The 15,351-nt window shown below is 72.5% G+C and carries 10 protein-coding genes and 1 tRNA gene; 4 read left to right on the top strand and 7 right to left on the bottom strand.

The window, feature by feature from the left end:
• Positions 1-54: 54 nt before the first annotated feature.
• The 5 genes from ACFOYX_RS06640 to ACFOYX_RS06660 form a co-directional block, all read right to left on the bottom strand.
• Positions 55-1,758, bottom strand: coding sequence for an insulinase family protein (locus tag ACFOYX_RS06640; RefSeq protein ID WP_322439902.1), 1,704 nt, complete (start codon positions 1,756-1,758; stop codon positions 55-57).
• Positions 1,755-2,702 carry a hypothetical protein gene (locus tag ACFOYX_RS06645; protein ID WP_322439903.1) on the bottom strand — a complete coding sequence of 316 codons (948 nt, stop codon included), beginning with the start codon at positions 2,700-2,702 and terminating at the stop codon, positions 1,755-1,757. The genes ACFOYX_RS06640 and ACFOYX_RS06645 overlap by 4 nt, the downstream gene beginning before the upstream one ends.
• Positions 2,703-2,738: 36 nt before the next feature.
• Positions 2,739-4,004, bottom strand: coding sequence for an NAD(P)/FAD-dependent oxidoreductase (locus ACFOYX_RS06650; protein WP_322439904.1), 1,266 nt, complete (start codon positions 4,002-4,004; stop codon positions 2,739-2,741).
• A complete protein-coding gene (locus ACFOYX_RS06655) occupies positions 3,994-6,129 on the bottom strand; it encodes an MMPL family transporter (RefSeq protein WP_322439905.1) in 2,136 nt (711 codons plus the stop codon). The genes ACFOYX_RS06650 and ACFOYX_RS06655 overlap by 11 nt, the downstream gene beginning before the upstream one ends.
• Positions 6,130-6,329: 200 nt before the next feature.
• Positions 6,330-6,402: transfer RNA gene (locus ACFOYX_RS06660), tRNA-Asn, on the bottom strand.
• A 271-nt stretch (positions 6,403-6,673) separates the two neighbouring features.
• On the opposite strand from ACFOYX_RS06660, the gene ACFOYX_RS06665 reads away from it, so the two are divergent.
• The 4 genes from ACFOYX_RS06665 (at position 6,674) to ACFOYX_RS06680 (ending at position 13,135) form a co-directional block, all read left to right on the top strand.
• Positions 6,674-7,078 carry a hypothetical protein gene (locus ACFOYX_RS06665; RefSeq protein ID WP_322439906.1) on the top strand — a complete coding sequence of 135 codons (405 nt, stop codon included), beginning with the start codon at positions 6,674-6,676 and terminating at the stop codon, positions 7,076-7,078.
• Positions 7,079-7,341: 263 nt separating this feature from the next.
• Positions 7,342-10,677 (top strand): ThuA domain-containing protein, encoded by a 3,336-nt coding sequence (locus ACFOYX_RS06670; RefSeq protein WP_322439907.1) that lies wholly within the window; start codon positions 7,342-7,344, stop codon positions 10,675-10,677.
• Positions 10,678-10,767: 90 nt separating this feature from the next.
• Positions 10,768-11,841, top strand: coding sequence for a sugar phosphate isomerase/epimerase family protein (locus ACFOYX_RS06675; RefSeq protein WP_322439908.1), 1,074 nt, complete (start codon positions 10,768-10,770; stop codon positions 11,839-11,841).
• Between the two features lie 109 nt (positions 11,842-11,950).
• A complete protein-coding gene (locus tag ACFOYX_RS06680; protein ID WP_322439909.1) occupies positions 11,951-13,135 on the top strand; it encodes an ROK family protein in 1,185 nt (394 codons plus the stop codon).
• A 323-nt stretch (positions 13,136-13,458) separates the two neighbouring features.
• Here the strand turns inward: ACFOYX_RS06680 and ACFOYX_RS06685 are convergent, their stop codons facing one another.
• Entirely contained in the window at positions 13,459-14,469 is a 1,011-nt protein-coding gene (locus tag ACFOYX_RS06685; protein WP_109804703.1) for a sugar phosphate isomerase/epimerase, read from the bottom strand.
• Positions 14,470-14,686: 217 nt separating this feature from the next.
• Positions 14,687-15,325, bottom strand: coding sequence for an ATP-binding protein (locus ACFOYX_RS06690; RefSeq protein ID WP_322439910.1), 639 nt, complete (start codon positions 15,323-15,325; stop codon positions 14,687-14,689).
• Positions 15,326-15,351 lie beyond the last annotated feature (26 nt).

Genomic DNA, 15,351 nt, shown 5'->3' on the forward strand with positions numbered 1-15,351 from the left:
CCGGATCGTAACCCGCCCGGTCGATCACCGGCCACCACCGAAACGGGCGGTCTCTCAGTGTCTCCGCCGCCGCAACAGCACGATGGGCAACGCGAGGATAACAGTGAGCAGCCAGCCCACCCCGACCATGCCCCACAGCCAGCCGATGTCACCGTCCGACTCGTCGGCGACGAAGAGACCGAAGGTGAGCAGCAGGGTGATCCCGCCGACGCCGAGGGTGGCGAGGCCGCTGAGCACCATCAGCGGGATCTCCCACCAGGCCCGCTGCACCGGGGCCGGGCGCTGCTGCGGGTGCGGGGGGTTGGCGGCCGCGTACGGCTGGGGGATCTTCTCCGGCGGGCGGGCCGGCATGGGGACCCGCCGGTCGGCGGGGATCTGCTGGTCGATCACGCCGATGGCGGCGGGGTGCAGGTCGAACAGGGTCGGCTCGATGTGCATCGAGATGGCGTCGTGGCCGATCAGCCGGCGGGCGCCGTCCGGCCAGGCGAGCAGGGCGGCGCACTCGGCGTACCGGACGGTGAGCGGGCCGCCGGGGCCGACGTAGCTGACGCCGTCCACGCCGACCCGCAGCTCGCCGTCGCCCTCCCGTTCCCGGTAGGCGGTGCCGGGCAGGGTGTGGGTGGAGCGGGTGGGCGCCTCGGCGAAGCCGGCCCAGTCGGCGGTGGTGCCGTCGGGCACCATCAGCAGCGCGGTGGCGGTGACCTCCTGGGCCACCTGGTGCAGGTCGGGGAGGGTGACGGTCTTGAGTTCGGCGCGGAGTTCGTCGACGGTGACGGTGGGTTGGCCGGTGAGCAGGTCCACCGCCTGGCCGGGCAGCCGCGCGGCGTCCACCTCGGCGGTGCCGAGGGTGTCCTCCCGCTTGGCCACGGTGGCGTCCAGGTCGGCCTGTTCGATCCGGCCGGCCCGCAGCTTGGCCAGCACGTCGATGAACCCGCCGAGCACCGCGTCCTGCTTCTCGGGCAGCGCGTCGGCGAGGGCGCGCAGCGTGGCGTGGCCGTCGCCGCGCGGCTCGTACCCGGTGTTGATGGTGTAGGAGAGCCCGTCCTCCTGGCGCAGCGAGCGGTACATCTCGCGCTCCAGCACCCCGGCGAAGACGCCCGCGGCGGTCCGGCGCCGCACGACCGAGTCCAGCACCACGGCCCGCGAGCCGTTGACGAAGTACGCGGGGGTGCGCGGCAGCGCCGACGACACCGGCGGCACCGGCTGCCGTACGCCGGCGGGCAGCGCCAGCCGCAGCCCGGCGGGTACCCGGTCGCCGGCGATCCAGAGCACCGCGTTCTCCCGGGTGAACCAGCGGGCCGCCCAGTACCGCAGGTCGTGCTCGGTCAGGGCGTGCAGCCCGAACTCCGGGTAGCTGCTCAGGCCGTGGTCGCGGGCGCCGTGCCGCCACAGCGGCAGCGCGTCGACGGCCGTGTTGCCGCGGCTGCTCCACTCGGTGCGCAGGATCTCCTTCTCCACCTCCAGCCGGGCCATCGGCAGGTCGTGGATGGTGCGGCAGACGGCGGTGAGGAAACCGGCGATGTCGGACTCGGAGCCCTGCATGTAGAAGGAGGTGAAGATCGGCGCGGTGGCGCCGTTGAAGTGGTAGTCGGTCAGCCCGAGCGGGGCGAGCGCCAGGTGTTCCAGCAGGTGGGTGATGCCGCTGCGGGCCAGGGTCTCGTCGGCGGTGCCGACCCGGAAGGTCAGCCCGGCGCGCATCGGCCCGGCGGTGGGTGCCATCAGCGTGGGCACCCCGTCCACGTCCAGCTGCCGGATCAACGAAACACACCCTTCGCGTACGCCTCGGCGCGGATGTTGTCAAGCACCTCAGTGCCGCCCACGTACGACCACGGGTGCTGGCTGCCCAGGTGGCCCAGGGCGGCGAGCTGCGCCCCGGCCGCGGCCCACTGCCCGGTCAGCCCGAACCAGAGGACGAAGACCGATCGGGTGGAGACCCAACCGGGCTCGTGCCGGAAGTTCGGGTGCAGCACGGAGCGCTGCGCCGCCGCCCAGATGTCCTGCATCACCCGCGGGTCCTGCAGGTACGCGCCCTGCTCGCCGTCGCTGTCGAAGGTGACGAACCGTTCGAGGTGCGCCTCGGCGAGCAGGACGGCGTTTTGCGCGCCCTCCGGGGCGGAGAGCATGCACTCCCGGGCGAAGTCGAACGCCTTCTCCCAGCTGCCGCCCCACTTGGGGCAGAGCTGCTGGAACAACCGGGACTGGGCCGACATCTGGTGCGGGGCGTACCGGGCGAGCCGGTCGTAGCGGCGGCGGGCCTCCGCCTGGCCCAGTCCCAGGCCCATCGCGGTGGTCAGCCGTTCCTCCCAGGCGATGACGTTGCCCGGTTCCCGGGCGCAGACGTCGATGAGGATCTGCTCGGCTTGCCGCAGGTGGTCGTGGAGCTGGGAGAACTGCTCCCGGCTGACGTACTTCGCCAGCTTGTCGGTCCGGATCTTCCAGCCGACCTGGACGAGGTGCGCGGCGAGCATGGTGGCGGCGACGGTATCGCCGGGCTGCTGGGCGAGGACCTGGCGGAGCCAGGTCCCGGTCGCGGCGTCGTCCTCGGCGAACCCCATCAGGAACGCCCTGCCCGCCCAGTCGCGGACGTCGAGCAGCTGCCGGACTCGGGGCCAGTCGCGCCCGGCGAGGGCCGCGCGCATGTCGTTGACCTCGGGAAAGGCGGCGGCCGGGTCGAAGGTGATCGCCGGGAGGGGTGTGGGCATGGCGGCGATCATAGGTGATCACGAGGGGGTCTCGGGTCACCCGTCCAGCTCGGACGGGGCCCCCTGCCCGGGGCGGAGCGCGGCGAGGACGGCACCGGCGGTGCGCCACCCGCTGGCGAGCGCCCCCTGGACGGAGGGGCTGTCCCGGTGGTCGCCGGCGACGAAGAGCCCGTCGCCGAGCGCCACGGGCTTGCGCAGCCGGCCCTGCGGCGGCGGCGCGGCGGGCAGCGCGTCCGGGATCGACACGGTGGTCAGGTGGGTCCAGTCGGCGGTGGACCGCCCGTAGAGCCGGTCCAGCTCCCGCCGGATCACCGGCTCGGGCGGGGCCTGCGGGCCGACCACGGAGGTGGCCACCAGGTGCCGCCCGGCCGGGGCGTACGTGGGCGCGGCGTTGCTGGGCACCACCGTGTTGGCGACCAGTTCCCGCCGGTCGCCGTCGACCAGCAGGATCGGCTCGTCCAGCGGCGCCGACTCGGCGGCGTGGTAGTAGGTGGTGTAGCTGTGCATCCGTACCCGCACGAGCCGCGGCAGCAGCGTGGCCGCCGCCGGCGGGTCCACCGCGACCACGACGGCGCGGCAGGCGATGTCGCCGGCCTGGGTGCGGACCCGGCCGGGCGCGACCTCGGCGACCGGGGTGTCCAGCTCGATCAGGTCGGCGGGCAGCGGGTCGGCGACGGCGCGGGGCAGCGCCCCCATGCCGTGCGCGGGAAGGCCGATCCGACCGCGGGCGAAGGAGCGCAGCACCATGGCCAGCACGTGACTGGAGGTCTCCAGCTCCCGGTCGATGAGGACGCCCGACAGGAACGGTCGGAGCAGCTCCTCGATGATCGCGTCGGAGAGGCCGGCCCGGCGCAGGGCCGCCTCGCTGGTCGTCTCCGCGGCGGCGAGCAGCCGGCTCACCGGCAGGGTGGCGCAGCCGATGGCGAGCGCGGCGAGGCGCAGCCGGTCCACCAGGGACCCGGCCCCGGCGGTGGCGGTCCCCGCCGCCCCGGTGGGTTCGCGCAGCGGGTTGACCAGCCGGTCGAGGCGGTCGCCGCGGCGGACCAGCACGCCGGAGGTGAACCAGCCCAGGTCGAGCGCGGCCAGGTCGAGCAGGGTGCCCAGCCGGGGGTAGGCGGTATTGAGCACCTGGAAGCCGCGGTCGAGCAGGTAGCTGTCGACCTGGTCGGTGGCGACCCGGCCGCCGAGCCGGTCGCCGGCCTCCAGCAGCAGCCAGGGCACGCCGGCGCGGTGCAACCGGCGGGCGGCGGCGAGGCCGGCCAGGCCGCCGCCGACGATGACCACGTCGGTCTCAGCGAGCATGTTCGACCTCCGCGCCGGCCCGGTCGCCGTTGCGGTTCGTCCGGGACAGCCGGCTCGGCCACCAGACCTTCGGCCCGATGTCGTACGCCAGGGCGGGCACCAGCAGCGACCGTACGACGATGGTGTCGAGCAGCACCCCGACGGCGACCGCCACGCCCAGCTCGACCAGCACCACCAGCGGCAGCACGGCGAGCGCGGAGAAGGTCGCGGCGAGCACGATGCCGGCGGAGGTGATCACGCCACCGGTGACCGCGAGGCCGCCCAGCACCCCGGCGCGGGTGCCGCGCTTGACCGACTCCTCGCGGACCCGGCTCATCAGGAAGATGTTGTAGTCGATGCCGAGCGCGACCAGGAAGACGAACGCGAAGAGCGGGAAGGACTGGTCGACGCCGGGGAAGTCCAGCACGTACTTGAAGATCAGCGCGCAGAGCCCCAGGGTGGCCAGGAACGACAGCACCACGGTGGCGATGAGCAGCACCGGGGCGAGCAGGGCGCGCAGCAGCAGGGCCAGGATGACCGCGATGACCACGAGCACCACCGGGATGATGACGTTGCGGTCCCGGGTGGAGGCGGCGGCGGTGTCCACGTTGATGGCGGTGAAGCCGCCGACCACGGAGTCGGAGCCGGGCACCCGGTGCACCGCCTCGCGCAGGTCGCGGACGGTCTCTTCGGCGCCGTCGCTGTCCGGCGGGTCGGCCAGCGTCACCTGCAGCTCCACCCGGCCGTCGACCACCTTGGGTGGCGCGTTCGGGTCGGGCGGGCCGGCCTGACCCCGCTCGGTGACCGGGCGGACCGAGGCCACCCCGGGCACGCCCTGGGCCACCTGGGCAACCTGCTGCGCGGTCGCCTGGGTGGTGAAGATGGTGGCCGGGCTGCCGGTGCCCGCCGGGTAGTGCCGGGCGATCACCTCCTGGCCGGCCACCGAGTCGGTGGGGCTGGTGAACAGGTCGGACTGGCCGAGGGTGGTGGCGCCGAGCTGGCTGAGGCCGAGGGTGAGCGCGGCCAGGGCGACGGCGGTGACCAGCCACACGGCGCGGGATCGGCGGGCGACGAAGCCGGCGATCCGGCTCCAGATGCCGTCGGCCTGCGGGTCCGCCTGGTCCTCGCGGGGCGTACGCGGCCAGAACGCCCAGCGTCCGCCGAGCACCAGCAGCGCGGGCAGGAAGGTGAGCATCACCAGCAGCGTGGCGGCGATGCCGAGGGCGGCGACCGGACCGAGCGCCCGGTTGGAGTTGAGGCTGGACAGCAGCAGGCAGAGCAGGCTGACGATGACGGTGGTGCCGGAGGCGATGACGGCCGGGGCGGCGCCCCGCCAGGCCGTCCTCATCGCGTCCCACGGCCGGTGGTGCCGGTGCAGCTCCTCCCGGTACCGGGCGATCAGCAGCAGGGCGTAATCGGTGCCGGCGCCGAAGACCAGCACGGTGAGGATGCCCTGCGCCTGCCCGTTGAGCTTGATCACGTCGTGCTTGGCCAGGTGGTAGACGAAGACCGACGCCAGCGAGTAGGACATCCCGGCGGCGAGCAGCGGAAGGATCCAGAGCACCGGGCTGCGGTAGACGATCAGCAGGATGACCAGGACGACGACCAGGGTGACCAGCAGCAGCGGCCCGTCGATGGCGGTGAAGACCTCGATCAGGTCGCCGAGCAGGCCGGCGGGTCCGGCCACGTTGACGGTGAGCCCGTCCCGGTCCGGGCCGGCGATGTCGCGCAGCTCGTCGACGACCTGCCGGATCTGCTCGCCCTCGGCGGCGTCGATCGGCACGATCACCTGGACGGCCTGCCGGTCCTGGCTGACGATCGGCGGCGGGAGCGGGCCCAGCACGCCGGGCAGTTGGGCGAACCGGGCGGCGTCGGCCTGCACCCGCTGCTGGTCGGCGGGGGTGATCCCGGAGGGGCGCTCGTAGACGACGAGCGCCGGCGTCGTCTCCTTCGCCACGAAGCCGGCGGAGAGGCCCTGGGCCCGGGTGGCCTCGGCGTCGGTGGGCAGGAACGCGGCGTTGTCGTTGGTGGCGACGTCGCCCAGCTTCCCGGAGTACGGCCCGGCGACGCCCCCGACGACCAGCCAGCCGAGCACGACCGCCACCGCGATCAGGGTGGCCGTCCAGCGGCCTCGCCCTCCGGTCATCTCCACCCCTCATGATCGACGCACCAATCGACGCAGCGGGAGTCCAAGTCGACATCGACCATCCTGCCGGGCAACCCGACCCTGCGGGGCGAAAACCTCCCGCCGGCGGCTGGGGGCCGGCTGGAGGGTCGCTGGAGCTGCCGCACCGGGAAACGAGAAACGCCCGCCGGCGGGGCCGACGGGCGTGCTGTGGAGCGAAGCTCCCCCGTTTGGACTCGAACCAAAAACCTGCCGGTTAACAGCCGGCTGCTCTGCCAATTGAGCTACGGGGGACCGTGCACCGCCCGGTCGCGGATCTCTCCGCGCCGTGCGACGGGGACAAGAGTACAGGACATCGGGGGGTGGCGCGCCAGGGGGTTACCGCATCGCCGTCCGCTCCCCCGCCGGGATTCGGACGCGCCGGAATTCGGACAAATCGTCATCTTGGCGCATCGAGGCATGGGCGCGGAGCAGGATGGGTAGTTAGCCGCCGACAGAGGACGTAGGCGCGAGTGGGTCGCCCCCGGTCGGGGACGACAGCGCGTCAGGTACGAGAGGAGCCGCCATGCGCGGAAAGATCATGTTTCTTGGCGGGCTGGCTGCGGGATTCGTCCTGGGCGCCCGTGCCGGCCGAGAGAAGTACGAGGAACTGGTGGTCCGGGGCCGCAAGGTGCTCGACCACCCGACCGTCCAGGAGGCGGCGGGCGTCGCGCAGGCTCAGGCGACCCGGCTCTACAGCGAGGGCAAGGACAAGCTCGGGCAGACCAAGCTCGGCGAGAAGCTCAGCGGCAACGGCAACATGCAGCAGCTGACCGCGGCCGACAAGCCGTTCGCCGGCACGCCGGCCACGGTAGGGGCCAAGGCCGGTTCGCCCAGCACGGGCTCGAGCGGCTCGAGCTCCGGGTCGTCGGCCACCACCAGCCCGCGTACCAAGCCGTCCGGCACGGGCAGCAACGCCAGCACCCTCTGACCGCACCGACGACAGCGGGCCGGCACCTTCGGGTGACCGGCCCGCTGTCGTCTGTCCGAACGACACCGAGCCGCCCCACTTTTGCTGATCCTGAACAAAAGTGGGAGAGGTTCATTCAAAACTTTTGCCTTCAACCTCTTCTCTTTGCTGGCGTACGCAAATATCGTCCTGCGTAGAACCTGGCCAGGCTCTCGTCACCTCCCCAGCGACCTCCTCAGCCTCGTCCCGGCTGAGGCGGACCCGCCCGACCAGAGCGAGGTTCGATGCGCAGACCAATCGGCCGCAGGGCCGCCACCCACCTGAGCCTGCTCGCCCTCGTCGGCGCGACGCTCGTCGCGACGGCGCAGCAGCAACCGACCCCGGCGCAGGCAGCGCCGGCACTCACCGCACCGGCACCCGTCAGCAACGGCATCGAGTACAAGGTGCTCGTCTTCACCCGCTCGGCCAGCGGCAGCAACGGCGCCACCGCGGCCGGGGTGCAGGCCATCCAGCAGCTCGGGCGCGACCGGCGCTTCACCGTCGAGGTCACCGACGACGCCCGCAAGTTCGACGCGCCACACCTGAAGCAGTTCCGGGCGGTGGTCTTCCTCAACACCGCCGGCGACGTGCTCAACGACGCCCAGCAGGCCGCCTTCGAGGAGTACTACCGCGACGGCGGCGGGTTCGTCGGCGTCCACTCCGCGATCGAGGCCGAGCCGGGGTGGTCGTTCCTCACCAACGTGCTCGGCACCCGGGCCAACGGCGCCCCTTCCGCGGTGAGCAAGGCGACCGTGACCGTCGCCGACCGGGTCCACCCCGCATCCGAGACGCTGCCGCAGCGCTGGAGCACCACCGACCGGTGGTACAACTTCGCGGCCAACGTCCGGGGCGTCTCGCACGTGCTGGCCACCGTGGACGAGAAGTCGTACAGCGGCGGCAGCATGGGCTTCGACCACCCGGTGACCTGGTGCAAGGACTACCAGGGCGGCCGGTCGTTCTACACCGGACTCGGCGCCACCGCGGAGAGCTACGGCAGCACCGACCTACGCGCCCACCTCGGCGGCGCGATCCAGTGGGCGGCCGGCGTGACCGACGGCGACTGCGGCGCCACCGTGCTGGCCAACTACCAGATGACGGTGGTCGGGGCGCAGCCCAACGTCAACGAGCCGATCGGCTTCGACGTGCTCCCCGACGGCCGGGTGATCCAGACCGACCGGCGCGGCGGCGTACGCCTGCACGACCCGGCGAGCAACGAGACCACCGTGCTGGCGCAGATCCCGGTCTACACCCACAGCGAGGACGGGATGTACGGCCCGGCGATCGACCACGACTTCGCCACCAACAAGTGGGTCTACCTCTACTACGCGCCGCCGCTGGACACCCCGACCGGGGGCGCGCCCACCACCAGCACCGACCCGGCCGCCTGGGACCAGTGGAAGGGCTACTTCCAGCTGTCCCGGTTCAAGTTCGTCGACGGGGACACCCCGTCGCTGGACCTGAGCACCGAGCAGAAGATCCTCCAGGTGCCGGTGGACCGGGGAGCCTGCTGCCACGTGGCCGGTGACATCGCGTTCGACTCGAAGAACAACCTCTGGCTGGTCACCGGGGACGACACCCCGGCCGGCGGCGGTGGCTCCGGCGGCTTCTCGCCGCACAACGACTCGGTCAGCGCCACCGGGGTCTACCAGGCGCCCTTCGTGGACGCCCGGCGCAGCTCGGCGAACACCAACGACCTGCGCGGCAAGGTCCTGCGCATCACGGTCGGGACGGACGGGTCGTACAGCGTGCCGGCGGGCAACATGTTCCCGGCGGGCACCGCGAAGACCCGGCCGGAGATCTACGCGATGGGATTCCGGAACCCGTTCCGGATCACTCTCGACAAGAACGACGTCGCCTACGTCACCGACTACTCCCCCGACTCCTCGACCGCGCAGGTCGGTCGTGGACCGGCGGGCACCGGCCGGATGATGGTGGTCGACAAGCCGGCGAACTACGGCTGGCCGATGTGCGTGCAGCCGAACCTGCCGTACATCGAGATGAACTGGACCACCAACCCGATCTCGCCGGTCGCGCCGTTCGACTGCGCGGCGCCGAAGAACACCTCCCGGCACAACACCGGCCTGACCGACCTGCCGGCGGTGGAGAAGTCCGAGCTGTGGTACTCGTTCCAGGCGCCGACCCCGTGCCCGGAGTCGTACCTGTCGACGCCCACGCAGACCTGTCCGGTGCTCTTCCCCGAGCTCGGCACGGGTGGCGTCGGCCCGCACGGTGCGGCGAAGTACGACTTCGACCCGGAGCTGAGGTCGGAGACGAAGTTCCCCGAGTACTACGACGGCGCGATCTTCTTCGGCGAGTTCACCCGGGACACCCTCAAGGAGGTCCGGCTGGACGACAAGGGTGACATCCTGAAGATCAACAATGTGCTGAACTGCGGCCAGGCACCGACCACGCCGGCCAAGCCGTTCCTGTGCGACAACCCGATGGACATGCGTTGGGGCGCCGACGGCAACTTCTACCTGCTGACGTACGGCGACGGGTTCTTCAACGTCAACCCGGACGCGGCGATGCTGAAGTTCAGCTACGTCAAGGGCCTGCGGGCACCCACCGCCACGCTGACCGCGACCCCGACCAACGGCATCGCGCCGCTGACCGTGGCGTTCTCCAGCGAGGGCTCGAAGGACCCGGACCCGGCCGACTCCATCTCGTTCGCCTGGGACTTCGACGGCAACGGCACCACCGACTCCATCGACCCGAACCCGACGCACACCTACACCGCCAACGGCGTCTACACCGCCCGGCTGACGGTGACGGACTCCAGCGGCAAGACCGCGTCGGCGAACACCACCATCACCGTCGGCAACACCGCGCCGACCGTCACCGTCGTCACCCCGCTCGAGGGCGGCTTCTTCAGCTGGGGCGACGACATCCCGTGGTCGGTCACCGTCACCGACCCGGAGGACGGGCCGGTCGACTGCAGCAAGGTCGAGGTGACCTTCGTCCTCGGCCACGACCAGCACGGTCACGGTGAGGCCAACCAGTTCGGCTGCTCCGGGGTGCTGCCCACCGAGCCGGACGACGCCTCGCACGGCGGCTACATCTACGGCGTGGTCAGCGCGTCGTACACCGACCAGGGCGCCAACGGGCAGCCGGCGCTGACCACGGTGGACCAGCAGATCGTCCAGGCCAAGCGGCAGGAGGTGGAGTTCGCCACCGACGAGACCGGCACCACGGTGGGCGCCAGCGCCGACACCGGCGGCGGGCAGCAGCGCGGCAGCCTCGACCCGGGCGACTGGATCGCGATCAACAACACCGTGAACCTGAAGAACATGCAGTCGGTGACGCTGCGTACCTCCGGTGGCAGCGCGGCCACCGCCGGGCAGCCCCGGTTCGGCGTCCAGTTCCGGCTGGACTCGCCCACCGGCCCGCTGCTGACCACCGCCACGGTCAACGCGACCAGCGGCAACAACGCCTTCACCAGCACCACCGTGCCGCTGACCGACCCGGGCGGCTCGCACAAGCTCTACCTGGTCTTCACCACCGTTCCCGGCGGTGCGGCCAGCGGTTTCGGCAACCTCAACTGGGTCGAGTTCGCCGGTCAGGGCATCGGCGTCACCCCGTGACCACCGGGTGGGGCCGCCACCCGGCGGCCCCACCCGGACACCGCAGCACCAGTCCCCCATCACCAGTCAGCACGGAAAGGCAGCCAGGACATGAACGACACACAGCACGGAATGAGCCGTCGCCGGGTGCTCGGCACCATCGCCGGGGCCGCCGGCGCGGTCGCCGTCGGCGCCGCCGGCTGGGCCCCCTCGGCCGCCGCCGAGGGCAACGGCCTGCTCATCCCCACCGGCAAACGCGGCATCATCCTCTACAGCGTCCGCGACCGGATCAGCGCCGCACCGGACACCTCCGGCGTCCCGTACGGGTTCGAGCGGGTGCTCGGCCGGCTCGCCGAGATCGGCTACCAGGAGGTCGAGTTCGCCGGGTACACCCAGAACACCGGGATCCTCGGCCGGCAGATCACCCCCGCGGAGATCCGCAAGATCCTGGACGACAACGGGCTGCGGGCCAACGGTTCGCACGCCTCGGTCCCGAGCACGGTCACCCCGGACACCATCGCCGCGTTCGAGCAGACGCTGGACACCGCCGAGATCCTCGGCATGACGCACATCGGCACCGGCAACGACCCGACCGGCAGCAACTACAAGGCCGACTGGGACGCCGCGGCCGACCGGTGGAACACCTTCGGCGAGATGGCCGCCGCCCGCGGGCTGAAGCTCTACACGCACAACCACGACGCGGCGTACAACTTCCTGCTGGACAGCGGCCCGCTGGACACGCTGGGCCGGCCGACCCGGTCCTCCGGCGTACGGAAGCTGGAGTACTTCTTCGGGCTGACCAACCCGGAGTGGGTCTGGTTCGAGATGGACATCTACTGGGCGCACGTGGCGCAGTACCGGTACCGCAGCTACGTCGACCCGGACGGCGTGACCCAGACGAACGTCTTCGACCCGCTGGCCACGGTGGCGGTCCGGACCACCCGCTTCCCGCTGTTCCACGCCAAGGACGGGGCGTTCAACCCGGCCAGCTCCGCCGGTTACGACATGGTGCCGCTCGGCCAGGGCGACATCGACTACGGCACCTTCTTCGCCAACATGGGCGCGAAGGGGTACCACAACCCGATGTGGGAGCAGGACAACGCGCCGGGCGGCAGCGCCGACCCGGGCCGGTCGCTGCGCTTCGCGGAGATCAGCTACGAGCACATGTCGGGTCTGCGGGGCTGACGGACCCGACCGGTACCACCGAGGGCCGCGCCCGGGTAACCGGGCGCGGCCCCCTCGCGTCACGTGGTCGTGACGCCGGTGTGGCAGATTCCGGAGGGAGGTGATCGTGATGACGTTGATCGGACCGGAGAACCCGGACCAGGCGCGGCTGCTGCGTCTGCTGCGCGACGACGGCCCCCGCTCACGGGTCGAGCTGGCCGACGCGCTGGGCCTGAACCGGAACCGGTTCATCGCGGAGGTGGACCGGCTCACCGCCCAGGGCCTCGTGGAGACGGCCGGGCCGGCCGCGTCCCGGGGCGGTCGCCGCTCGTCCCTGCTCCGGGTCGCCGGGCAGGTCCGCTTCGGCGCGGTGGCCGTCGGCGCAGGGTGGCTCGACGTCGCGCTGACCGACGGCGGGCTGACCCCGCTCTCCCGTCTCGGCGAGCCGATCGACCTCCGGGACGGCCCCGAGGCGGTCGTCGGCCGCGCCGTAGAGCTGCTCGGCAAGCTCCGCGCCGAGGCGGGGCTGTCCCGGTTGGCCGGGGTGGGCGTGGCGCTGCCCGCGCCGGTCGCGGTGCGGGAGGGATCCCCGGTCTCGTCGCCCGCCCTGCCGGGCTGGCACCAGTTCCCGGTGCGCGACGCGATCGCCGCCGAGCTGGGCTGTCCCGTGCAGGTGGACAACGACGCCAACGTGATGGCGCTGGGTGAGCTGCACGCCGGCACCGGCCGGGCGTTCGACGACTTCCTGTACGTCAAGCTCGGCAGCGCCATCGGGTGCGGACTGGTGCTGGGCGGCACGCTCTACCGGGGCGCGACCAGCGGGGCCGGCGACATCGGGCACCTGCGGCTGGCCGACGACGGCCCGCTCTGCGACTGCGGCAACACCGGCTGTGTGGAGGCGTACTGCGGGGACGGCGCCCTGGTCCGGGAGGCGCTGGCCGCCGCGCACGGTGGCCGGGCGGCGGCGCTCGCCGACCGCCTGGCGGAGGCTGGGACGCTGACCGCGGCGGACGTCGCGCGGGCGGCGACGGCCGGGGACCGCACCGCGCAGACCCTGGTGCGCGACGGCGCCCGCCGGCTGGGGCAGGTGCTGGTCGGCCTGGTCAGCTTCTTCAACCCGGCCATCGTGATCATCGGTGGGGCGGCCCCCGGCATCGGGCCCGTGCTGCTCGCCGAGATCCGCGGAGTGGTCTACCGGCGCTCCACGCCGCTCGCCACCGGCAGCATGCCGATCGTCCTGTCCGACCTGGACGACCGGGCCGCCCTGGTCGGCGCGGCCCGCCTGATCAGCGACCAGGTCTTCGCGGCCCGCTGACCCGGGGTGGGGCGGGGCTGCGCGGCTCGGTCCGGCCGCGCTCATGTCCGGGCAGCGGGGGCCGGCCGCCGTCGGGATCACCCTCCGGCGCAGACGCTATGAAGCTGATAACGCAAGTGAATCACCGTGCCGGGCAGGCCCATCCCGCCAGGCGGCGGTTCGTCGTTGGCCGGCGAGCCCACAGTGAATCGTTTACGTCATCAGCTTCGTAGCCCCCGACGGGGCATCTGCCGACAGCCGCGCCACGCCCGTGCCGGCTCCGGCGACACGACTGAAATGCTCGCCCGCCCGGGGCCGACGCGACCGGCCCCGGGCGGCGCGGGTCAGTCGCGGTTGCTGCTGAACGCGGCGTCGAAGGCGGCCGCCGGGGCGTCGAAGGCGAGCCGGCGGACGAACTGGAGCGCCTCGGGCGCGCCGACCAGCCGGTCCATGCCGGCGTCCTCCCACTCGATGGAGATCGGGCCGGTGTACCCGATCGCGTTCAGCGCCCGGAAGCAGTCCTCCCAGGGCACGTCCCCGTGGCCGGTGGAGACGAAGTCCCAGCCCCGGCGCAGATCCGCCCAGGGCAGGTGGGAGGAGAGCCGGCCGCGCCGGCCGTCGCCGGTGCGGACCTTGGCGTCCTTGCAGTCCACATGGTAGATCCGGTCGGCGAAGTCGAAGATGAAGTTGACCGGGTCCAGCTCCTGCCAGACGAAGTGCGACGGATCCCAGTTCAGCCCGAACGCCGGGCGGTGGCCGATCGCCTCCAGGGCCCGCTTGGTGGTCCAGTAGTCGTACGCGATCTCGCTGGGGTGCACCTCGTGGGCGAAGCGGACCCCCACCTCGTCGAAGACGTCCAGGATCGGGTTCCACCGGTCGGCGAAGTCCTGGTAACCGCGTTCGATCATTGCCGGGGGCACCGGCGGGAACATCGCCAGGGTGTGCCAGATCGACGAGCCGGTGAAGCCGACCACCGTCTTGACGCCCAGCTTCGCCGCCGCCCGGGCGGTGGCCTGCATCTCCTCGGCGGCGCGCCGGCGGACCCCCTCGGGCTCGCCGTCGCCCCAGATCCGGGCGGGCAGGATGTCCCGGTGCCGCTCGTCGATCGGGTGGTCGCAGACCGCCTGACCGACCAGGTGGTTGGAGATGGCGAAGACCTGAAGGTTGTGCTTGGCGAGGGTGGCCCGCTTCCGGTCGACGTACGACTCGTCGGCGAGGGCCTTGTCGACCTCGAAGTGGTCACCCCAGCAGGCGATCTCCAGGCCGTCGTAACCCCATTCGGCGGCGAGCCGGCAGACCTCGTCGAACGGAAGGTCGGCCCACTGGCCGGTGAAGAGCGTGATGGGTCGCGCCATTGTCCTTCTCCCCTGTCGTCATGGGGGATTCCGTAGCGGACCGGGGCGAGGGCGACCGGGTGCGGGCGGCCCCGACTGAAGGCCGGTGGGCGCGTTCGCACCTGGGCCCGACGGGTTGCGCCTCCCGTCGGGTCACCGGCCACCTCGCGGTCGCCGCCCTCACTCTAGGTCGGCGGGGACCGTCGGGGAAGGCCCGGCACCACCGGCAACCGAACCCTCATCCGGCCTCCTCCTCGGGGGCGGGCAACTCGGCCCGGACCAGCCAGCCGCCGCCCGGACGCGGCCCGGCGGAGAAGGCAGCACCGACGCTCTCGGCCCGCTCGCGCGTGCCGACCACCTCCGGGCGGGGCGGGCCGTCGTCGCGTACCTCGATGGTGACGCCTTCGGGGTCGTAGCGCAGGCGGACGGCGACGCCCCCACCCGGGGCGTGCTCGTGCGCGTTGGTCAGCGACTCCTGGATGATCCGGTACGCCGCCACGTCGACGCCGTCGGGCAGCGGCCGGGGCTGCCCGCCGACGGTCCAGCGCACCGACTGCCCGGCGCCGAGCCCCTCCATCAGGGCGTCGAGCCGGTTGAGGCTGGGCGCCGGCTCAGCGGGCACGGGGGTCCTGACCGGGGGGAGGTGGTGGGCCGCCACGTCGTGCGGTCTCCCGTACGCCCGCCGGCGGCGCACCTCCACGCCGAGCGCGGCCGCGACGCCGAACCAGAGCAGCAGCACCACGACGGCCCGGCCCAGCCACGGCACGTCGAGGGTGAGCACCAGCAGGCTGACCACGAACAGCACCGTGGCCAGCAGCGCGCCGGCGAGCGTCGGGTGCGCCCGGACGATCCGGCGCCACTGGGCGAGGCGTCCCATACGGCCCAAGGTACGGCAGCCGGCCG

It is taken from the genome of Micromonospora sp. GCM10011541 (genome assembly GCF_042650725.1).
Classification (GTDB): Bacteria; Actinomycetota; Actinomycetes; order Mycobacteriales; family Micromonosporaceae; genus Micromonospora; species Micromonospora sicca.